The 20,150-nt window shown below is 64.0% G+C and carries 17 protein-coding genes; 12 read left to right on the forward strand and 5 right to left on the reverse strand.

The features are described 5' to 3' along the window. Positions 1-15: 15 nt before the first annotated feature. Together thiC and cytX are read left to right on the forward strand one after the other, a co-directional pair. Entirely contained in the window at positions 16-1,896 is a 1,881-nt protein-coding gene (thiC, locus tag ACIQUI_RS09210) for a phosphomethylpyrimidine synthase ThiC (RefSeq protein ID WP_403197365.1), read from the forward strand. A gap of 144 nt (positions 1,897-2,040) precedes the next feature. Then, positions 2,041-3,324 (forward strand): putative hydroxymethylpyrimidine transporter CytX, encoded by a 1,284-nt coding sequence (gene cytX / locus ACIQUI_RS09215; RefSeq protein ID WP_403197368.1) that lies wholly within the window; start codon positions 2,041-2,043, stop codon positions 3,322-3,324. On the opposite strand, the gene ACIQUI_RS09220 is transcribed toward cytX, so the two are convergent. Beyond that, the gene (locus ACIQUI_RS09220) at positions 3,293-4,039 is read right to left on the reverse strand and encodes an RsiV family protein (RefSeq protein WP_403197370.1); all 747 of its coding nucleotides are present in this window, start codon (positions 4,037-4,039) and stop codon (positions 3,293-3,295) included. The genes cytX and ACIQUI_RS09220 overlap by 32 nt on opposite strands. A gap of 185 nt (positions 4,040-4,224) precedes the next feature. On the opposite strand from ACIQUI_RS09220, the gene ACIQUI_RS09225 reads away from it, so the two are divergent. The 9 genes from ACIQUI_RS09225 to ACIQUI_RS09265 all read left to right on the forward strand — a co-directional run bounded on the left by ACIQUI_RS09225 (position 4,225) and on the right by ACIQUI_RS09265 (position 13,560). Further along, complete coding sequence (locus tag ACIQUI_RS09225) at positions 4,225-4,842, forward strand: NUDIX domain-containing protein (RefSeq protein ID WP_391129544.1); 618 nt, start codon at positions 4,225-4,227, stop codon at positions 4,840-4,842. Beyond that, positions 4,833-5,285 carry a DUF1249 domain-containing protein gene (locus tag ACIQUI_RS09230; protein WP_016501905.1) on the forward strand — a complete coding sequence of 151 codons (453 nt, stop codon included), beginning with the start codon at positions 4,833-4,835 and terminating at the stop codon, positions 5,283-5,285. The genes ACIQUI_RS09225 and ACIQUI_RS09230 overlap by 10 nt, the downstream gene beginning before the upstream one ends. 1 nt (position 5,286) lies before the next feature. Next, positions 5,287-6,084 (forward strand): 3',5'-cyclic-AMP phosphodiesterase, encoded by a 798-nt coding sequence (cpdA, locus tag ACIQUI_RS09235; RefSeq protein WP_403197374.1) that lies wholly within the window; start codon positions 5,287-5,289, stop codon positions 6,082-6,084. 276 nt (positions 6,085-6,360) lie between these two features. Then, the gene (locus ACIQUI_RS09240; RefSeq protein ID WP_403197377.1) at positions 6,361-6,969 is read left to right on the forward strand and encodes a YqiA/YcfP family alpha/beta fold hydrolase; all 609 of its coding nucleotides are present in this window, start codon (positions 6,361-6,363) and stop codon (positions 6,967-6,969) included. A gap of 36 nt (positions 6,970-7,005) precedes the next feature. Next, positions 7,006-8,910, forward strand: a complete 1,905-nt coding sequence (parE, locus tag ACIQUI_RS09245; protein ID WP_391129535.1) for a DNA topoisomerase IV subunit B — start codon at positions 7,006-7,008, stop codon at positions 8,908-8,910. After that, positions 8,907-9,893 carry an esterase-like activity of phytase family protein gene (locus ACIQUI_RS09250; RefSeq protein ID WP_403197381.1) on the forward strand — a complete coding sequence of 329 codons (987 nt, stop codon included), beginning with the start codon at positions 8,907-8,909 and terminating at the stop codon, positions 9,891-9,893. Before parE ends, ACIQUI_RS09250 begins: the two co-directional genes overlap by 4 nt. Next, positions 9,890-10,408 (forward strand): TIGR02281 family clan AA aspartic protease, encoded by a 519-nt coding sequence (locus ACIQUI_RS09255; protein WP_403197383.1) that lies wholly within the window; start codon positions 9,890-9,892, stop codon positions 10,406-10,408. Before ACIQUI_RS09250 ends, ACIQUI_RS09255 begins: the two co-directional genes overlap by 4 nt. Positions 10,409-10,418: 10 nt before the next feature. Continuing rightward, entirely contained in the window at positions 10,419-12,677 is a 2,259-nt protein-coding gene (gene parC / locus ACIQUI_RS09260) for a DNA topoisomerase IV subunit A (protein ID WP_403197385.1), read from the forward strand. A gap of 172 nt (positions 12,678-12,849) precedes the next feature. Next, positions 12,850-13,560 carry an ABC-type transport auxiliary lipoprotein family protein gene (locus ACIQUI_RS09265; RefSeq protein WP_391129523.1) on the forward strand — a complete coding sequence of 237 codons (711 nt, stop codon included), beginning with the start codon at positions 12,850-12,852 and terminating at the stop codon, positions 13,558-13,560. A gap of 195 nt (positions 13,561-13,755) precedes the next feature. On the opposite strand, the gene ACIQUI_RS09270 is transcribed toward ACIQUI_RS09265, so the two are convergent. Then, positions 13,756-15,216, reverse strand: a complete 1,461-nt coding sequence (locus tag ACIQUI_RS09270) for a histidine kinase (protein ID WP_403197389.1) — start codon at positions 15,214-15,216, stop codon at positions 13,756-13,758. A 134-nt stretch (positions 15,217-15,350) separates the two neighbouring features. Here ACIQUI_RS09270 and serB point away from each other — a divergent pair, with 134 nt between their 5' ends. Continuing rightward, entirely contained in the window at positions 15,351-16,565 is a 1,215-nt protein-coding gene (serB, locus tag ACIQUI_RS09275; RefSeq protein WP_403197392.1) for a phosphoserine phosphatase SerB, read from the forward strand. A gap of 309 nt (positions 16,566-16,874) precedes the next feature. Here serB and asd read toward each other — a convergent pair whose 3' ends face one another. Genes asd through ACIQUI_RS09290 form a run of 3 tightly spaced genes read right to left on the reverse strand, consistent with a single transcriptional unit; the run spans position 16,875 to position 20,137 of the window. Then, positions 16,875-17,738, reverse strand: a complete 864-nt coding sequence (asd, locus tag ACIQUI_RS09280; RefSeq protein WP_403197394.1) for an archaetidylserine decarboxylase — start codon at positions 17,736-17,738, stop codon at positions 16,875-16,877. A gap of 9 nt (positions 17,739-17,747) precedes the next feature. Beyond that, the gene (locus ACIQUI_RS09285; protein ID WP_403197396.1) at positions 17,748-18,557 is read right to left on the reverse strand and encodes a rhodanese-like domain-containing protein; all 810 of its coding nucleotides are present in this window, start codon (positions 18,555-18,557) and stop codon (positions 17,748-17,750) included. A gap of 44 nt (positions 18,558-18,601) precedes the next feature. Next, on the reverse strand, positions 18,602-20,137 hold the full coding sequence (locus tag ACIQUI_RS09290; protein WP_403197398.1) for an HDOD domain-containing protein: 1,536 nt from the start codon (positions 20,135-20,137) through the stop codon (positions 18,602-18,604). Between the last annotated feature and the right edge of the window lie 13 nt (positions 20,138-20,150).

Consider the following 20,150-nt stretch of genomic DNA (forward strand, 5'->3'; position numbering starts at 1 on the left):
TCTGGAGAGCCTGTGATGACCAAACAAGAAAAAGCGATCAACCTCAGCGAATCGGCACAAGTCGATCAGCAGTCCGTGCAACCGTTCCGCCGTTCGCGCAAGATCTATGTCGAAGGCTCGCGTCCGGACATCCGCGTACCCATGCGCGAAATCAGCCTGGACGATACCCCTACCGATTTTGGTGGCGAAACCAACGCCCCGGTATTGGTCTACGACACCTCCGGCCCGTACACCGACCCCAACGTGATCATCGACGTACGCAAAGGCCTGGGCGATGTGCGCTCGGCCTGGATCGAAGCGCGTGGTGACACCGAGCGCCTCGACGGCCTGAGCTCCGACTTCGGCCAGCAGCGCCTGAACGATGCCGAGCTGGCCAAGCTGCGCTTCGCCCACGTGCGCAACCCGCGTCGGGCCAAGGCTGGCGCCAACGTCTCGCAGATGCACTATGCCCGCCAGGGCATCATCACCGCAGAGATGGAATACGTGGCCATCCGCGAAAACATGAAGCTGCAGGAGGCCCGCGCCGCAGGCCTGCTCAAGGAGCAGCACGCCGGCCACAGCTTCGGCGCCAATATTCCGAAAGAAATCACCCCCGAATTCGTCCGCGAGGAAGTCGCCCGCGGCCGCGCGATCATTCCGGCCAACATCAACCACCCGGAAGTGGAGCCGATGATCATCGGCCGCAATTTCCTGGTGAAGATCAACGGCAACATCGGCAACAGCGCCCTGGGCTCCTCGATCGAGGAAGAAGTGGCCAAGCTGACCTGGGGCATCCGCTGGGGCTCGGACACGGTCATGGACCTGTCGACCGGCAAGCACATTCACGAAACCCGTGAGTGGATCATTCGCAACTCGCCGGTGCCGATCGGTACCGTGCCGATCTACCAGGCACTGGAGAAGGTCAACGGCGTGGCCGAAGACCTGACCTGGGAGCTGTTCCGCGACACCCTGATCGAGCAGGCCGAGCAAGGCGTGGACTACTTCACCATCCACGCCGGTGTGCTGCTGCGCTATGTGCCGCTGACCGCCAAGCGCGTTACCGGCATCGTCAGCCGTGGTGGCTCGATCATGGCCAAGTGGTGCCTGGCGCACCACAAGGAAAACTTCCTGTACACCCACTTCGACGAAATCTGCGAAATCATGAAGGCCTACGACGTCAGCTTCTCGCTGGGCGACGGCCTGCGCCCTGGCTCGATTGCCGACGCCAACGACGCCGCGCAGTTCGGTGAGCTGGAAACCCTCGGCGAGCTGACCAAGATTGCCTGGAAGCACGACGTGCAGTGCATGATCGAAGGCCCGGGCCACGTGCCCATGCAGTTGATCAAGGAGAACATGGACAAGCAGCTGGAGTGCTGCGACGAGGCGCCGTTCTACACCCTCGGCCCGCTGACCACCGACATTGCCCCGGGCTACGACCACATCACTTCGGGTATTGGTGCGGCGATGATCGGCTGGTTCGGTTGCGCCATGCTCTGCTACGTCACGCCCAAGGAGCACCTGGGCCTGCCGAACAAGGACGACGTGAAAACCGGCATCATCACCTACAAGATCGCCGCACATGCCGCCGACCTTGCCAAGGGCCACCCGGGCGCGCAGATCCGTGACAACGCCTTGTCCAAGGCACGCTTCGAGTTCCGTTGGGAAGACCAGTTCAACCTTGGTCTGGACCCGGACACAGCGCGTGCCTTCCACGACGAGACCCTGCCGAAGGAATCGGCCAAGGTCGCGCACTTCTGCTCGATGTGCGGGCCGAAGTTCTGCTCGATGAAGATCACCCAGGAAGTGCGTGAATACGCCGCCAGGATCGAGACGGTGGACGTGTCGGTCGAAGAGGGCATGCGCGAGCAGGCCGAGCGGTTCCGCCAGGAAGGCAGCCAGCTGTACCACAAAGTCTAAACCGCAGCCTCTTTCTCTGTGGGAGCGGGCGTGCCCGCGAACAAGGGCGAAGCCCTTGCCATGCACCGCGGTGCTTGCTTCGCGGGCACGCCCGCTCCCACAGGATGCAGTCTGCAACTCCTACTTTTTCCGGCGAACATAACAATGACCACCCCCAGCCAGTTCTCACCCGACCACCCGGTCCCCACCCACCAGCGCATCTTCGGCGCCCGCGATCTCTTCTCGCTGTGGTTTTCCCTCGGCATCGGCCTGATGGTGCTGCAAGTCGGCGCCATGCTCGCGCCAGGCCTTGGTCTCGCCGGCGCGGTGCTGGCCATCGCCCTGGGCACCGGCGTGGGTGTGCTGTTGCTGGGGGCGGCCGGGGTTATCGGCAGCGACACCGGCCTGTCCGCCATGGGCACCCTGAAACTCAGCCTGGGCAGCCACGGCGCACGTTTGCCGGCGCTGCTCAACCTGCTGCAACTGGTGGGCTGGGGGGCGTTCGAGATCATTGTCATGCGCGATGCCGCCAGCCTGCTGGGCGCGCGTGCGTTCGGCGAGGACAGTGCCTGGAACAGCCCGATGCTCTGGACCCTGTGCTTCGGCGCCCTGGCCACCCTGCTGGCGGTCAGCGGGCCACTGGCCTTCGTGCGCAAGGTGCTGCGCGCCTGGGGTATCTGGTTGCTGCTGGGCGCCTGCATCTGGCTGACCTGGAACCTGTTCGCCAAGGCCGACCTGGCTGCGCTGTGGAACCGCGCCGGGGACGGCTCGATGTCGCTGGCGGTCGGCTTTGATATCGCCATTGCCATGCCGCTGTCGTGGCTGCCGCTGATTGCCGACTACTCGCGTTTCGCCCGCAATGGCAAGCATGTGTTCGGCGGCACGGTAGTGGGTTACTTCATCGGTAACACCTGGCTGATGAGCCTGGGCGTGGCCTACACACTGGCCTTTGCTGCCAGTGGTGAAGTCAACGCCCTGCTGCTGGCCCTGGCGGGCGCCGGCATGGGTATCCCGCTGCTGCTCATTCTGCTGGACGAGTCGGAAAAGGCCTTTGCCGACATCCACTCGGCTGCCGTATCCACCGGTGTGCTGTTGCCGCTGAAGGTCGAGCACCTGGCGTTGGCCGTCGGCGTGCTGTGCACCCTCATCGCCCTGCTGGCACCCCTGGCCCAGTACGAAAACTTCCTGTTGCTGATCGGCTCGGTGTTCGCGCCGCTGTTCGGCGTGGTGCTGATGGACCACTACGTGATCCGCCGTCGTCAACTGCCGGCACAGGTGGGTGGCTTGCACTGGCAGGCGCTGGTGGCCTGGTTTGCGGGGGTGGCGGCCTATCACTTGATTGCCGCCAATGCACCGGAGCTGGGTGCAACCCTGCCAGCATTGCTGCTGGCAGGTGTACTGCATGGGCTGCTAAGCCTTAGCCGCGGCCGGGAAACAGTTCAGGCTTGAGCACGCCATTCAGGCGCGGGTACGGGATTTTCAGTTCCACGTGGCCCATGGAATAGGGCGCGATGGCGTAGACCTCGTACTTGACCACCACCGCGCCGTACGTCAGGGCGATGTGCGGCGATTTCTTGAACGGCCAGGTTTTGACGAACTCGGCGTCCTTGTCCATGCCCACGCTCATCAGCCAGGCACGGTGAGACTCCTCGACGGTTTTCCAGAAGGTGTCTTCCTGGCCGGGCACCAGCATGTCCTGCAGGGTCAGCACCTTGTCCAGCTTGCGCGAATAGTTGATGAAACCACGCCCCGGCATGCCGTGGGCGCCACCACTGTCCAGGTAGCTGGACAACTCGACGATCACCAGCCCGTCATGCTGCTCGCGTACCTTGGCTTGCAAATAGCTGCTGTTACGTTTGTCGGCACTGGCCAGGAATTGCTGCTCGTAGGCCTGCAAGGTGCCTGGGGCGGTGCCATGCTGATTGTCTTCGGTCAGTTGCAGCAGGCGCTTTTCGACGATGGCGTCGAGTTTGGGCAGGGCCGGGAAGTGGACCATGTCGATGTTCACCAGCGGGCAGTCGCTTTCGCTGCAGCCGGGTTTCACGTGCTCCCAGGCGTCGCGCTTGACCTCGAGCGGGGCCCGGTAGTTGGGCGTGAACAGGCTCTGGCAAGCGCCCAGGGCGAGTGCCAGCACGGCCACGGAAGTCAGTTTGACAAGTGTCATGATGATCCTTGCAGAACAGGGAAAAGTCGGCCTTTGACCGTCTGCGCGGCCTTCAGTTCGCCACTAAGCTAACAGAGTGAAGGCGAGCTGTCCCGAGTGTGCGAACGGTTGCCGGAAAGGGGTGAAACGCGAAAGCGTGCAGAGTAGGATGGCGCGATGCGGTAATTGAGGTAACGAGGATTTCCATGTCAGACACGTTGAATTCGGTGCCCAAGGCGGTCGAGATCGTCAAGCGGGCCAACTGCTTCCAGGGCTTCTACAAGCTCGACAAGGTGCACCTGCGCCACGAGCTGTTTGCCGGGGGCATGGGCCGCGAGATCAGCCGTGAACTGTTCGTGCGCCACGATGCAGTGTGTGTGCTGCCCTACGACCCGTTGCGCGATGAAGTCGTGCTGATCGAGCAGTTTCGCGTGGGCGCACTGGACAAGGTCGGCAACCCCTGGCTGATCGAGATGGTTGCCGGGCTGATCGACAAGGATGAGCAACCCGAAGAAGTCGCCCACCGCGAAGCCGAGGAGGAAGCCGGCCTGACGTTCAGCGCCCTGTGGCCGATGACCCGCTACTTCCCGTCGCCCGGCGGCAGTGACGAGTACGTTCACCTGTTCCTTGGCCGTTGCACCAGCGAGGGCGCCGGGGGGCTGCATGGCCTGGAAGAAGAGGGCGAAGACATTCGCGTACGCGTATGGTCGTTCGAGGACGCGTTGCAGGCCGTGCGCGACGGGCGCATCTGCAACGCGGCGACCATCATCGGCCTGCAATGGCTGGCGCTGAACCGTGATGAAGTACGAGGTATGTGGAAGTGAACCTGCTGCGCGAGCGTTATCGAGTCGACCTGGTCGGGCTGCAGGCTGCCTGCGAGGCCAACTACGCCCGGCTGATGCGCCTGTTGCCCGACATGCGCACCACCCAGAGCTCGCGCCGCATCGGCATGACCCAAGGCGACCAGATGCTCGGCGTGCTGGTGCTGGATGTAGTGCTGGCCTGCCCATACACCACCACTTTGCATGTGCGCCAGGAGCACAGCCTGCCGTGGCTGCCGGTGCCGCACCTGGAAGTGCAGGTCTACCACGATGCGCGCATGGCCGAAGTGGTCAGCGCCGAACACACCCGGCGCCTGCGCAGTATCTACCCGTATCCGAACGAGGCCATGCACCAGCCGGACGAAAAGGCCCAGCTCAACCTGTTCCTGGGTGAATGGCTGAGCCACTGCCTGGCCTGTGGCCACGAACTGGCAAGCGTTCGTTGACATGCGTCCAGACCAGACGCGCCCTGTACATGTTGTACAACTGACCGACGCCCATCTTTTTGCCGACCCGGCCGGCAGCATGCTGGGCCTCAAGACCCGTGACAGCCTGCGCCACGTAGTAGCCCAGGTACGGCGCGAGCAACCGCTTGTCGACCTGCTGTTGTGCACGGGCGATTTGTCCCAGGATGCCAGCGTTGCCTCTTATGAGGCCTTTCGTGAGCTGACTGCGCCGTTTGGCGTACCCAGCCGCTGGCTGCCGGGCAACCATGATGAAGCCCGGGTCATGGCCGAAGTGGCGCCGGAGCTGGTGCAGGCGGTAACCGATATCGGCGCCTGGCGCATTGTCATGCTAAACACGGCGGTGCATGGCGCCACCCATGGCATGCTGGAGGGTGACCAGCTGGCAGTGTTGGAGGCCGCGCTGAAAGGGGCGGACGAGCGGCATTGCCTGGTGTGCTTGCACCATCAACCGGTGGATATCGGCTGCGCCTGGATCGCGCCGATCGGCTTGCGCAATGCTCGGGCGCTGTTTGACATCATTGAAGGTTATCCACAGGTGCGGGGGTTGCTGTGGGGGCATGTGCACCAGGAATGGGATGAAGTGCGCGATGGTCGGCGTTTGCTGGCTACGCCTTCGACCTGCATTCAGTTCGCGGCTCGCAGCGAAGACTTCAAGGTGAGCGAAGAGCAGCCCGGGTACCGTTGGCTGCGCCTGCATGCCGACGGGCGGCTGGAGACCGGAGTAGAGCGGGCGCTGGACTTTGAAGTGAAGCTCGACTTCGACAGCCCCGGTTATTAAGCGGGTTGCGCAGTTAACTGTAGGAGCGGCCTTGTGTCGCGAAAGGGCCGCAAAGCGGCCCCGGCAATATCTGCGGCGAAGCTGAAATTATGGGGGGGCGCTTCGCACCCCTTTCGCGACACAAGGCCGCTCCTACAGGGTGCCCTGTTGCAGCGGGCTATGGTGAAGAAATTGTTGCGAAACCCGTGACACTGCGTCAAAACCCGGCGAACGCGCTACACTGCGCGTCCCTGCGCCCGCATCTTCAGGCGCAAAGCCACAGATTCCGGGGGCAGCATGTCGGGTTCCATCCTCTATATCCATGGCTTCAACAGCTCGCCGCTTTCCACCAAGGCGCGCCAGCTCGAAGCCGTGATGCAGCAACTGGGCCTGTCGGCACAGCTACGCGTGCCCGCCTTGCACCACCACCCGCGCCAGGCTATCGCCCAGCTCGAGGCAGCCATCGCCGAACTCGGCGCGCCATTACTGGTGGGCAGTTCGCTCGGCGGCTACTATGCCACCTGGCTGGCCGAGCAGCATGGCCTCAAGGCCCTGCTGGTCAACCCGGCGGTAACCCCGCACAAGCATTTCGACGGCTACCTGGGTACCCAGCGCAACCACTACACCGATGAAACCTGGGAGCTGACCCACGATCACGTGCAGGCCCTGGCCGAGCTGGAAGTACCGGCCCCGGTAGATGCCAGCCGCTATCAAGTGTGGCTGCAGACCGCCGATGAAACCCTGGACTATCGCCACGCCGAGCACTATTACCGTGCCTGTGCCCTGCGCATCCAGGCCGGTGGTGACCACAGCTTCCAGGGCTTTGCCGAGCACTTGCCAGCCCTGCTGGCCTTCGCCGGTATTGCCCGCGGGCAGTATGCGGCGCTCGACTTTTCTGTATTTTGACTTTTTTTGCATTCACCAGACTGACGAAGAGACCCTATGGCCAATCCCAGCGCTAGCGCCTATAACGCAGACGCCATCGAAGTCCTCTCGGGCCTTGACCCGGTCCGCAAACGGCCGGGCATGTACACCGATACCAGCCGCCCCAACCACCTGGCCCAGGAAGTCATCGACAACAGCGTCGACGAAGCCCTTGCCGGTCACGCGCGCTCTGTGCAGGTCATCCTCCACGCCGACCACTCGCTGGAAGTCAGCGACGATGGTCGCGGCATGCCGGTGGACATCCACCCGGAAGAGGGCGTGTCCGGGGTCGAGCTGATCCTTACCAAGCTGCACGCTGGCGGCAAGTTCTCCAACAAGAACTACCAGTTCTCTGGCGGCCTGCACGGTGTGGGCATTTCGGTGGTCAACGCCCTGTCGACCCAGGTGCGCGTGCGTGTCAAACGTGACGGCAACGAATACCAGATGACGTTCGCCGATGGCTTCAAGGCCAGCGAGCTGGAAGTGGTCGGGTCGGTCGGCAAACGCAACACCGGCACCAGCGTTTACTTCAGCCCCGACCCGAAGTACTTCGACTCGCCCAAGTTCTCCATCAGCCGCCTCAAGCACGTGCTCAAGGCCAAGGCCGTGCTGTGCCCGGGCTTGCTGGTCAGCTTCGAGGACAAGGCCAGTGGCGAAAAGGTCGAATGGCATTACGAGGATGGTTTGCGCTCCTACCTGGTCGACTCGGTCAGCGAGTTCCAGCGCCTGCCTGACGAGCCGTTCTGCGGCAGCCTGGCGGGCAACAAGGAAGCCGCAGACTGGGCCTTGCTGTGGTTGCCGGAAGGGGGCGACAGCATCCAGGAAAGCTATGTCAACCTGATCCCTACGGCCCAGGGCGGCACCCATGTAAACGGCCTGCGCCAGGGCCTGCTGGATGCCATGCGCGAGTTCTGCGAATTCCGCAATTTGCTGCCGCGTGGCGTGAAGCTGGCGCCAGAGGACATCTGGGAGCGCATTTCCTTCGTGCTCTCGATGAAAATGCAGGAGCCGCAGTTCTCGGGGCAGACCAAGGAGCGCCTGTCGTCGCGCGAAGCGGCCGCGTTCGTTTCGGGCGTGGTCAAGGATGCCTTCAGCCTGTGGCTGAACGCCCACCCCGAGCTGGGCATGCAGCTGGCCGAGCTGGCCATCAGCAACGCCGGGCGCCGCCTGAAGGCGAGCAAGAAGGTCGAGCGCAAGCGCATCACCCAGGGCCCGGCATTGCCCGGCAAGCTGGCCGATTGCGCCGGCCAGGACCCGATGCGGGCCGAGCTGTTCCTGGTCGAGGGTGACTCGGCAGGTGGCTCGGCCAAGCAGGCGCGGGACAAAGAGTTCCAGGCGATCCTGCCGCTGCGCGGCAAGATCCTCAACACCTGGGAAGTGGACGGTGGCGAAGTCCTGGCCAGCCAGGAAGTGCACAACATCGCCGTGGCCATTGGCGTCGACCCGGGCGCCACCGACCTTGCGCAGCTGCGCTATGGCAAAATCTGCATCCTGGCTGACGCCGACTCCGACGGCTTGCACATCGCCACCCTGCTGTGTGCGCTGTTCGTCCAGCACTTCCGGGCGCTGGTCGAGGCTGGGCATGTGTACGTGGCCATGCCGCCGCTGTACCGCATCGACCTGGGCAAGGAAATCTACTACGCCCTCGACGAGGCCGAGCGTGACGGCATCCTCGACCGCCTGGTGGCCGAGAAGAAACGCGGCAAGCCGCAGGTCACTCGCTTCAAGGGCCTGGGCGAGATGAACCCGCCACAGCTGCGTGAAACCACCATGGACCCGAACACCCGACGCCTGGTGCAGCTGACCCTGGACGACGTCGAGGCTACGTGCGAGCTGATGGACAAGCTACTGGCCAAGAAGCGCGCTGGCGATCGCAAGAGCTGGCTGGAAACCAAGGGTAACCTGGCCGAGGTCATGGTTTGATTCGGCAGCTTCTTGCCGCTTGCCTTGCACTGGTTGCCCTGCCGAGCCTGGCGGGCAACTGGCCAGAGCTGAAACTGACTGCCGAGCACCCGATCGACGGCATGCGCGGTGGCAACCTGTCTGGCTTGGCGCAGTGCCGCGGCGGGCTGTGGGGCGTGTCCGACCGCGACGACGACCGCATCTACCGCTTCGATCAGCAAAGCTCGACCTGGCGCGCGCAACCACTGACGTTCACCCCGCCACCGCCGCCGGAAAGCGGCTTGCCGTGGGGCCTGAAATCACGTAATTGGGCGGCGGCGTACATACGCGGTGGCGAGCTGGACTTCGAGGGCATCACCTGTGACCAGGCGGGCAACCTCTACTTGGCCAGTGAAGCCCATGCTGCCGTGTTGCAGTTGCCCGTGGAAGGCGAACCGGACTGGTTGAAGATCGACCCGGCCATGGTTCGCCAGGCCCGCGCCAGTGGCATGCTGCTGAACTTCAATGCCTTGTTCGAAGGCCTGGCGATCAACCCGGCGGGCGATCGCCTGTGGCTGGCCGCCGAGCGTGAGCGGCGTGGCCTGGTAGCCATCGAGCGTCAACAATCGGTGTGGACGTGTGGGCGCAGTTGCGTGCTGCTGAGCGAGGCCGGGGTCGAGATGCAGCCGGCGCAAATGCCCAATGCCCGTGCGCTGTCGCGCGATTTTGCCGACCTGGCCTTGTTCGAGGGCAAGCTGTTCACCCTCGAACGCAATGCCTACCGGGTTTGCCGGCGTGACGCCGACAGCGGCAAGGTCGAGCGTTGCTGGTCGTTCGCCGCCGAGGCGCTGGAGCCCATGCGGCGTTATGACCAGCCGTTCGGGCTGGCCGAGGCGCTGGTGATCGATGCCAAGGGCGCCTGGATTGGCCTGGACAACAACAACGGCGACCGTGCCGATGGTGAAACCCGCCCGATCGTCTGGCGCTTCGACGCACCCGAGGGTGGCTGGAGCGCCAAGCCATGAGCCAGGCACCGGGCAAGCGTGCGGGCAGGGTGCTTATGATCGTCGCCTGGGCGGCGGCGATGTTCCTTGCCACGCGCTTTTTCGGCCAGTGGGAAGACAGCCAGCGCTACCCCAACACCCAGGTGCAGTCCGAACATGGCGAAGGTTTTATCGAAGTGCGCCTGCTGAGCAACGGCCAGGGTCACTTCGTGGTGGATGGTGCGATCAATGGCCAGGTGGTGCATTTCATGCTCGACACCGGCGCTACCGACGTGGCGATCCCCGAGGCGCTGGCCCGCGAGCTGAACCTCGAGCGTGGCAGTTCGGTGTTGCTCAGCACCGCCAACGGCCGCACCGAGGGCTATCGCACGCGCCTGGCCAACCTGCAACTGGGCGATATCCGCCTGCAGGATGTGCGCGCCACCGTGGTGCCGGGCCTGGATGGGCAAACCGTATTACTGGGCATGAGTGCCCTGAAACAACTTGAATTTACCCAGCGCGGCGGCACCATGCTGTTGCGCCAGAACCTGAAATGACGAGGCCCGCATGAGCGACTCACTGGAACTCAGCCTGGATGGCGTAGAACGCCGCTCGCTGGCTGACTTCACCGAACAGGCCTACCTCAACTACTCCATGTACGTGATCATGGACCGCGCCTTGCCGCACATCGGCGACGGCCTGAAGCCGGTGCAACGACGCATCGTCTATGCCATGAGCGAGTTGGGGCTCGATGCCGATGCCAAGCACAAGAAGTCGGCGCGTACCGTCGGTGACGTGCTCGGCAAGTTCCACCCCCACGGCGACTCGGCCTGCTACGAGGCCATGGTGCTGATGGCGCAGCCATTCAGCTATCGCTACACACTGGTCGACGGCCAGGGCAACTGGGGTGCGCCGGACGATCCGAAGTCGTTTGCCGCCATGCGCTACACCGAGGCGCGTTTGTCGCGCTATGCAGAAGTGCTGCTGAGTGAAGTCGGCCAGGGCACCGTGGACTGGGTGCCGAACTTCGACGGTACCTTGCAGGAGCCGGCCGTGCTGCCGGCGCGCCTGCCCAATATCCTGCTCAACGGCACCACGGGTATTGCCGTGGGCATGGCGACCGACGTGCCGCCGCACAATCTGCGTGAAGTGGCCAGCGCCTGTGTGCGCCTGCTCGACGAGCCCAAGGCCACCATCGAGCAGCTGTGTGAGCACATCCAGGGGCCGGACTACCCGACCGAGGCGGAAATCGTCACGCCGCGGGCTGAAATCCTCAAGATGTACGAAAGCGGCCGTGGCTCGATCCGCATGCGCGCTGTGTACCGCGTCGAGGATGGCGACATCGTGGTCACCGCGCTGCCGCACCAGGTCTCCGGGGCCAAGGTGCTGGAGCAGATCGCTGCGCAGATGCAAGCCAAGAAGTTGCCGATGGTCGCCGACCTGCGGGACGAGTCGGACCATGAGAACCCGTGCCGTATCGTCATCATTCCGCGCTCCAACCGCGTGGATGCCGACGAGTTGATGCAGCACTTGTTCGCCACCACCGACCTTGAAAGCAGCTACCGGGTCAACGTCAATATCATCGGCCTTGATGGCCGGCCGCAGTTGAAGAACCTGCGTGCGATACTGGTGGAGTGGCTTGAGTTCCGTACCCAAACCGTTCGCCGCCGCCTGCAGCACCGCCTGGACAAGGTCGAGAAGCGTCTGCACCTGCTGGATGGTTTGCTCACCGCCTTCCTCAACCTGGACGAAGTGATCCACATCATTCGTACCGAGGAGCACCCCAAGCAGGCGCTGATCGCCCGTTTTGACCTGACCGAAATTCAGGCCGAATACATTCTCGAGACCCGCCTGCGGCAGCTGGCGCGTCTGGAAGAGATGAAAATCCGTGGTGAGCAGGACGAACTGCTCAAAGAGCAAGCCAAGTTGCAGGCCCTGTTGGGCAGCGAGGCCAAACTGCGCAAGCTGGTGCGCAGCGAGCTGATCAAGGATGCCGAAACCTATGGCGACGACCGCCGCTCGCCAATCGTCGAGCGCGCCGAAGCCAAGGCACTGTCGGAAAACGACCTGATGCCGACCGAGCCCGTTACCGTGGTGCTGTCGGAGAAGGGCTGGGTGCGCTGCGCCAAAGGCCATGACATCGACGCCACTGGCCTGTCGTACAAGGCTGGCGATGGTTTCAAGGCCGCCGCCGCCGGGCGCTCCAACCAGTTTGCCGTGCTGATCGACTCCACCGGCCGCAGCTACTCGCTGGCGGCTCACAGCTTGCCATCGGCACGTGGCCAGGGCGAACCGCTGACCGGCCGCCTGACGCCGCCACCGGGGGCCACCTTCGAATGCGTGCTGCTGCCGGACGATGACGCGCTTTATGTGGTGGCGTCTGATGCCGGCTACGGCTTCGTGGTCAAGGGCGAAGACCTGCAGGCGAAGAACAAGGCCGGCAAGGGCTTGCTCAGCCTGCCCAACGGGGCCAAGGTCATGACCCCGCGCCCGGTGGCTGACCGCGAGCAGGACTGGCTTGCAGCGGTGACCACCGAAGGCCGTCTGCTGGTGTTCAAGGTCAGCGACTTGCCGCAACTGGGCAAAGGCAAGGGCAACAAGATCATTGGTGTGCCGGGTGACCGGGTGGCCAGCCGTGAAGAATTTGTCACCGATCTGGCGGTGATTGCCGAAGGTGCAACCCTTGTATTGCAAGCCGGCAAGCGTACCCTGTCTTTGAAAGGGGACGACCTGGAGCATTACAAGGGCGAGCGGGGACGACGCGGCAGCAAGCTGCCGCGCGGGTTCCAGCGCGTCGACGGGTTGCTGGTGGAAGTGCCGGCGTAACCGGTTGAAATGTCTGGAACGGCAATTTCAGCGCCGTTCCGGGCAGAAATGCTGGAGTCGGACGGTTATTTCGCGGATGATATGGCCCTCGCGGTGCCGACGTAGTCGTGTGCCCGTTTGAATCTATATGTATCACTGCGGTGTGCCTGTAGGCGACCGCCTGGATGGGATGATGAAATTTCTGCGCCTTCCATTTGCGCTGTTGATGACTGGCCTGCTGGGCCTAGGCGGGTGCACCATGCACCAGCCGGTTGCCCTGTACCAGCTCGACAGTGGTGATCCTGGCCAGCCTTCGCAAAGTGCAGGCATGGCCGTGGTACTCGGCCCGGTATCGGTGGCCGATTACCTGCAGCGGGAGACGTTCCTGCAGCGTCAGGCCGATGGCAGCCTGAGCGCGGCGACCGACGGTCGCTGGGCGGGCAGCCTTTCGTCCGATATCGACCAGTTGCTGGTTCGCCAGCTCGCCTGGCGCCTGGACAGCCAGCGTGTGGTGCTGGCCCCTGCAACGGCCGGCTTCAGCCCGGATGTGCAAGTATTGCTGTCGATCACCCGCCTGGATTCGGGTAAGAACCAGCCGGCAATCCTGGATGCCCAGTGGCGCCTGCTGGATCGCCGCGGTCATGTGCGTGACAACCGCATCGTTCACCTCGAGCAGCCGCACGAGGGCAGCGAGTCGTCGCAGGTGCAGGCCCAGGGCCAACTGCTGCAGAAGCTGGCTGAGCAACTGAGCACTGCGGTCAAGCCGCTGGCCAATCAGCCTGCAATTGTTGAAGAAGCACCGAAAAAGCCCGCTGCTCCGGTGCAGGTGAAGAAGGAACCGGAGAAATCCAAGATTCCGATGGCCTCGCCGATTCGTACTGATATGGAAGTCTATCGGTTCTGATCGAACAGCCAGCCACAAAAAAGCCCGCGATCATGCGGGCTTTTTTGTGGCTGGCTGAAACTACAGGGGGCTGCTCTGCAGCCCATCGCCGGCAAGCCAGCTCCCACAGGTACAGCGCAGCTCTTGGGTGTTGCGCGGTCCTGTGGGAGCTGGCTTGCCTGCGATGGGCCGCAGAGCGGCCCCAGGGTTTCAATGTCAGGCCCGGCGTTCGTGCATGCGCGCCAGTTGCCGTTCCAGCATCGACGGGTAGGGCTCCATCAAGCGCTCCACGCAGCAGGCGCCTTCAGGGCTGGCAATCGGGCGAATGCGCGCACGTTGGCGAATCAGCGCGTCATCGCTGATCTGCCGCTCCACCAGCAACAGGTTGCGGCTGTGCTGCGACAGCGCCAGGGCGTCCTGGGCCTTTTCTGCCATCAGCAGGTCTACCATCTCCAGCCCGTGCAGGTCGTTGCCCAGGGCCAGGCCCAGCTGCAATTGCAGGGTGATGCCACTGTCGGCCACTTCAATCTGCAGGGCGTGGCCCAGGGCACGCAGCAGCTCGCCGCAGCAGATGGCGTTGGTCAGGTAGTCTTCGCCACATTCACGGCTGTGGAACAGCACCAGGGTGCTGCCGTCATTCAGCGTGTGGGTCTCACCGTCGTAGAGCGAGGCCGCGTGCTCCAGGCAATCGCGGTAGCGTTCGGTCAGTTCGGTGAGGCGTGTGCGTGGCAGGCGGCGCAGTTGCTCCTGCGAGCCCAGCTGCACGGCCAGTACGGCGCTGTACTGAGGCTCGTCGGACTCCACCGCTACGGCCTGGGGGGCGCTTTCATCGTCCAGCAGGCCAGCAAAAGCCTCGTCATCGTCGTCATCTTGCGCAACAACCTTGGCGCGCAGAGGTGTTTTCGGGGCAGCCTTCGGGGCAGCCTCGTGGACGTCGTCGTACTGCTCGTCGTCCTCTTCTTCCAGTTCGGGCTCTGGCGGTGGCGGCGGTGCCAGGCGTGCATGCAACTGGCGGGCAATGTCGCCAATCTCGTCCTGGCGGTCGGTGGCCGGGGTATAGGGTTGCGGGTCGCGCAGCCACACCCGCAGCTGCAGCAGCGGCAGGGTGATGAAGCGGCCTTGGCGCAGGCTGAGCGTGAGGGCGAGCACCAGCAAAATGGCAGCCAGGATGCCCATGCTCTGCAGGCTGATCAGCATCGGCTGCTGGAACTGGCTCATGTCCAGGCTGATGCGCAGTTGCCCGGCGGTCACGTCCTGGAAGGTGATCTTGGTCTGGTACAGGCCTTCGGCTTCACCCAGCAGGCTGTTGCGCGGGCGTTGGCCGGCCTCGGCGAGGATGCGGTTGTCCACGCTGTAGATCGCCGCATGGGCCACCAGCGGGTTTTTCACCAGGTTGCCGAGCAGCACGTTGAGGCTGAGGATGTCATTGGCCACCAGCAGTTCGGTCGCCGACGTCGCGGTCTGGGTGGTCAGGCTCTGGCCCAGGGCGTCGGCCTGCTCGTGCATGGCCTGCTTGAACTGCAGGCCCATCACGCAGGCATAGATCACCAGTGCCAGCGCCACCAGGAAGATGTTGGTGCAGGCGATGCGCAGTGCCAGCGGCACGCGACGTTGACTCAGGGCACGATAGATCATCAGGAAGAAGTTGTCTGCTTTGACGGGCGTGGGCCGGTTCACTGAGCTCGGCTCTTAATGGCATGAAGTGTGGGGCAGTATAGCGACACGGGTTTTGTCGGCAAAGTATCGTTGGCGCCCGATGGTCATGGAAAATCGGTAGAATGCGCATTTTTCATCGAAGTCGGAGCCAGGTTGTGCGCGAAATCGTCCTGATCAACATCACCGGTGAGGACCGTCCCGGTCTCACTGCGGCTATCACCGGCGTCCTGCTGCAGGGCGGTGTGAGCATCCTCGACATCGGCCTGGCGGTCATGCACGGCACCCTGTCGTTTGGCATTCTGGTCGACATCCCGGACAACGAAGTGGCTACCGCGCTGCTGCAAAGCGTGCAGGCCAAGGCGCACGAACTGAACCTGCAGGCCCGCTACACGCCGATCTCCGAGGCAGATTACCAGCAATGGGCCGACGGCCACGGCGAAGCGCGCCACATCGTGACCCTGCTCAGCCGCAAGATCACCCCCGAGCAGTTGCAGCGGGTAAGTGCGGTGATCAGCCAGTACGGCCTCACCATCGAGCGCATCGAGCGCCTGTCTGCGCGCGTGGCGCTTGATGCCGAAACCGACAAGGGCAAGGCGGCCGTCGAGATCTCCGTGCGCGGCGTGCCAAGCGATGCCCAGGCCCTGCGTGCGGATTTCTTCGCGCTGGCGGAACAACTGAGCATCGACATTGCCTTCCAGAAGGACGACCTGTTCCGTCGCAACCGCCGCCTGGCGGTATTCGACATGGACTCGACGCTGATCGAAGCCGAAGTCATCGATGAACTGGCCAAGGCGGCAGGCGTGGGTGAGCAGGTGGCGGCCATCACCGAGCGCGCCATGCGCGGCGAGCTGGACTTCCGCGCCAGCTTCAAGGAGCGCATGGCACTGCTCAAGGGCCTGGATGTGGGCGTGCTGGACGAAATCGGCGCTTCGCTGCGGCTGACCGAAGGCGCCGAAAACCTGTTCGCCGAGCTCAAGCGCCTGGGCTACAAGACCGCGATCCTGTCTGGTGGCTTTACCTACTTTGCCCGCCAGGTGCAGGCGCGCCTGGGCATTGACTACGTATTTGCCAACGAACTGGAAGTGGTCGACGGCAAGGTGACCGGTGTGGCTGTGGAGCCGATCGTCGATGCCCAGCGCAAAGCCGAGCTGCTGCAGAAACTGGCCATCGAAGAAGGCTTGCAGCTGGAGCAGACCATTGCCGTGGGTGACGGTGCCAACGACCTGCCAATGCTGTCGCTGGCCGGTTTGGGCGTAGCGTTCCGCGCCAAGCCGCTGGTGCGCCAGTCGGCCAAACAGGCCATTTCCACCCTGGGGTTGGACGGCGTGCTTTATCTGCTGGGCCTGCGTGACCGCGACGCGCGCGGCTGATTCGCCGTTGCGTTTTCAGTGCCTGTGAGATCGAGCGCCGCCCGCGCGGCGCTTCGCGGGGCAAGCCCGCTCCCACATTTGTTGCAACGTGGCCATGCCTGTGGGGCCATGGTTGTCAGCCTTGTCGGCCCGGCTCGATTTCGGGGCTGGCGCACCAGCCGCTTCACCTGACTGAAGGCATGCGCCAAGGCGGGCAACGCCGCTGCCACAGGCGTGGTCACGTTGCAACAAATGTGGGAGCGGGCTTGCCCCGCGAAGCGCCGCGCGGGCGGCGCTCGATCTCACATGCGCTGAAAATCTAAAGGCAGGTCAAACCTGCGCAGGCGCCGCCAACAGCTGCCCCATGCGCACCGCCGATCCGGCACCCAGGCTCTCAGCCCATTTCACCTGCTCCGGCCCAAACAGCACGATGGCGGTCGAGCCCAGCTTGAAACGGCCCAGCTCGGCACCTTTCTCCAGGTGGATCGGCGCACGGCTGGCTTCGTCGTAACGGAAGGTCTTCAGCTCACGCTTGGGCGGCGTCACCAGCCCTGCCCACACGGTTTCGATCGAGGCCACGATCATCGCCCCCACCAGCACAACGGCCATCGGCCCGCGCTCGGTGTCGAACAGGCAGACTACGCGCTCGTTGCGGGCGAACAGCTCTGGAACGTTCTCTGCGGTGGTCTGGTTGACCGAGAACAGGCGGCCTGGCACGTAGACCATCTCGCGCAGGGTGCCGGCCAGCGGCATGTGCACGCGGTGGTAATCCTTGGGCGACAGGTAGATGGTGGCGAACTCGCCGCCCATGAACGGCGCGGCCATGGCCGGGTCACCGCCCAGCAGCTCTTGCGCGCTGAAACCGTGGCCCTTGGCCTGGAAGATGCGGCCATGCTCGATCGGGCCGAGTTGGCTCACCGCGCCGTCGGCCGGGCACAGGATGGCGCCCGGCGTTTCGTCCAGCGGGCGGGCGCCTGGCTTCAGGGCGCGGGTGAAGAACGCGTTGAAGTGCTCGTAGGCACTCAAGTCCTCGACCAGCGCCTCGGACATGTTTACCTGGTAACGCTTGGCGAACCAGGCGGTGAAGGCATTCTTGAACCAGCGCGCGCGGCACTCGGCAATGCAGCCGGCCAACCGCGACAGCAGGTGGTGCGGCAGCAGGTACTGGCTGATGATGAACAAACGGGATTTCATGCAGGTTCCTTAGACTTCTACAGGCGTGTCCGGGTGGTTGCCCCATTCGCTCCACGAGCCGGCATAGGCCTTGACGCGTGGGTAACCAAGGGCCTTGGCCACCAGATAAGTGAAACCGGAGCGGCGATGGGTCTGGCAGTGGGTAATCACTTCCTTGTCAGGGGTGATGCCCAGTTGCTCAAGGACTTGTTGGATGTCCTTGCGGATGCGCAGGTGGTCGTTGAGGTCCATGCCGGCGGTCCACTCGAAGTTGATCGCGCCGGGGATATGGCCCCCCTTGGCTGCCAGTACCTTTTCGCCGCTGAATTCCTGCGGGCCGCGCGCGTCCCAGATGACCAGGTCATCGGCGCCCAGGCGGCTTTGCAGGTATTCGCGGGTGGCGGTGGGTGCGCTGTCGATATGCAGGTGCACCGGGGTGTTGCCGTTGGCGGGCACCTCGGTGCCCAGCTTGTCAGCCGGCCAGGCCTGGATACCGCCGTTGAGGTAGTGGTAATGCTTATGGCCGATCACGTCGAGCAGCCAGATGAAACGCCCGGCCCAGCCGCCGCCGTCATCGTCATACACCACATACACGGCGTCGTTGCGGTGGCCGAGTTCGCTGAACAGTTTTTCCAGGTCGCCCAGGGCCGGCAGCAGGCCGGGCGCGGGAGGCTGGCCAAGCTGGGTACGCTTGCCTTCGACAAAGCGTGCGCCGGGGATATGCCCGCTGACGTAGCGGTTGGCACTGCTCAGGTCGACCAGGATCAGCTGTGGAGAATCCAGGCGTGGCAGCAGGTCCGCGGCTTCGATCACCAGGGGCAGGCCGGAAAAGTCAGTCATCCACGGTCTCCAGTGTGGAAAGAGGGGCGATTGTAGCGCAAGGCTCAGCCCTTGCGGTTGGCAAACACCGACAGCGCCCGCTCGGTGCATTGCGCGGTCTTGCCGAAGGCTTGCACGCTGATATCGGCCAATGGCCGGCAACCTTGATCAGCCACCATCAGCATCAGCACCTGGTCATTTACCGCCAGCGAGCGCAGCAGCACGTGCTCGCTGCGGAACAAGGCACGCAGAGGCGCCGGTAGCAGTGCCGAGAACTGGGTGTGGTTCTGCGGGGTGATGCGCAATTGCCCGGCCTGGGACAGCAGTTTTTGCAGCAGTTTGTTTTGCGATACCTGCAGGGCCAAGGCCCCGGCCTCTTTCGGCAGGCCGGCGGTCTGCTGCACGCGCAGGTAGTCGCTGGCCTTGTCCAGGCTCAGCAGCATGATGCGTTGCATGCCGCAGGCCAGCAGGGCTTCGAGGGCCTGGGTGGCCAGGTGCACGGTATTGGTGAACGGGCTGGGCTGGGCCAGCAGGTCCTGGCACAGCTTGCGCCAGCGCGCCAGGTCGTCGCTGCTGGGCGGCGGCGGGGCCAGCATGTCCGGGTGCGGGCGGCGCTGGTGCCAGGGCCAGATCAGCGCTTCGGCCGGGTGGAACAGGGCATGCCGGGCATGGCGGCGGGCGCTGGCGGCCGCTTGCTGGTGCATTTGCTGCTGCACGTCTTCCAGCGACGTCTGCAGGTACAGCGCGGTCAGCAGCTGCCAGCGCAGCAAATGCGGGTTGTCCCAGCCAACCTGTGCGGCCAGGGCCAGGTTGTTGGCCAGCAGCACGGTATTGGCCGGCTGGTTGAACCAGCGGCGCAGGCCGGGTTCGGCGTCCAGGCGATGTTGCTGGCTGAGCAGGTCTTCATCGCGGGCGATGTTCAGTACCAGGGCCAGTTGGTCGCGTTCTTCCAGCAGCAGGCGGTAACCCTGAGTCACCCACTGGGGCAGGCGCCAGTACTCCGCCATGGTCTGGCACAGCGCCATGATGCGCACGCCAAACAACTCTTCCTCCACATGGGCAGCGTCCTCGCCTTTGTGGATAACCCGCAGCTCCCAGGTGTCGAGCAGTTTGGGATAAGCCAGTGCCAGCGGCCACAGGGGCGACAGGAACAGCAGGCTGCCCCAGTGAATTTCCTGCCACAGCCGTGCCAGGCGGCTGGCGAACAGGCCGCTGGCCTGCTGCGAGGCGTGCTGGCTGATCAGCTGGAACTGGCTGAGCACTGGCGGGATTTCTTCAGCGGGCACCGAGGGCAGGCGCTTGAGCAATTGCTCGGTGCGCCCCAGGCCCAGGCGATTGAGGGCAACTTCCAGGCTTTCGGCGGGCTCGGCCTGGCTGGCATTGGTGGGGTGATTGGCTTCGCGCATCACCGACAGCACCAGTGCCGGGCTATCCTGCATCAGTTCGGCGATGTCGCGCAGCGAGCGGCGGCTATCGTTGATGGCGGCCATGACCCGGTCGTAGCTGTGCTTCGGCACGGGGATGCGAACACTCTCTAGCAGCTTTACCCAGGCCTCTAGCGTACGCGGGGGCTGAGCGGGCACCTTGGTTTCAATTGGCATTTTGACATCAGTC

The organism is Pseudomonas sp. NPDC090592 (genome assembly GCF_044769185.1).
Taxonomy (GTDB): domain Bacteria; phylum Pseudomonadota; class Gammaproteobacteria; order Pseudomonadales; family Pseudomonadaceae; genus Aquipseudomonas.

Excerpts from the sequence above, each read along its gene's own strand:
- thiC (WP_403197365.1), top strand. The coding sequence starts at position 16 with ATGACCAAACAAGAAAAAGCGATCAACCTCAGCGAATCGGCACAAGTC.
- cytX (WP_403197368.1), top strand. The coding sequence starts at position 2,041 with ATGACCACCCCCAGCCAGTTCTCACCCGACCACCCGGTCCCCACCCAC.
- ACIQUI_RS09220 (WP_403197370.1), bottom strand. The coding sequence starts at position 4,039 with ATGACACTTGTCAAACTGACTTCCGTGGCCGTGCTGGCACTCGCCCTG.
- ACIQUI_RS09225 (WP_391129544.1), top strand. The coding sequence starts at position 4,225 with ATGTCAGACACGTTGAATTCGGTGCCCAAGGCGGTCGAGATCGTCAAG.
- cpdA (WP_403197374.1), top strand. The coding sequence starts at position 5,287 with ATGCGTCCAGACCAGACGCGCCCTGTACATGTTGTACAACTGACCGAC.
- ACIQUI_RS09240 (WP_403197377.1), top strand. The coding sequence starts at position 6,361 with ATGTCGGGTTCCATCCTCTATATCCATGGCTTCAACAGCTCGCCGCTT.
- parE (WP_391129535.1), top strand. The coding sequence starts at position 7,006 with ATGGCCAATCCCAGCGCTAGCGCCTATAACGCAGACGCCATCGAAGTC.
- ACIQUI_RS09255 (WP_403197383.1), top strand. The coding sequence starts at position 9,890 with ATGAGCCAGGCACCGGGCAAGCGTGCGGGCAGGGTGCTTATGATCGTC.
- parC (WP_403197385.1), top strand. The coding sequence starts at position 10,419 with ATGAGCGACTCACTGGAACTCAGCCTGGATGGCGTAGAACGCCGCTCG.
- ACIQUI_RS09265 (WP_391129523.1), top strand. The coding sequence starts at position 12,850 with ATGAAATTTCTGCGCCTTCCATTTGCGCTGTTGATGACTGGCCTGCTG.
- asd (WP_403197394.1), bottom strand. The coding sequence starts at position 17,738 with ATGAAATCCCGTTTGTTCATCATCAGCCAGTACCTGCTGCCGCACCAC.
- ACIQUI_RS09285 (WP_403197396.1), bottom strand. The coding sequence starts at position 18,557 with ATGACTGACTTTTCCGGCCTGCCCCTGGTGATCGAAGCCGCGGACCTG.
- ACIQUI_RS09290 (WP_403197398.1), bottom strand. The coding sequence starts at position 20,137 with ATGCCAATTGAAACCAAGGTGCCCGCTCAGCCCCCGCGTACGCTAGAG.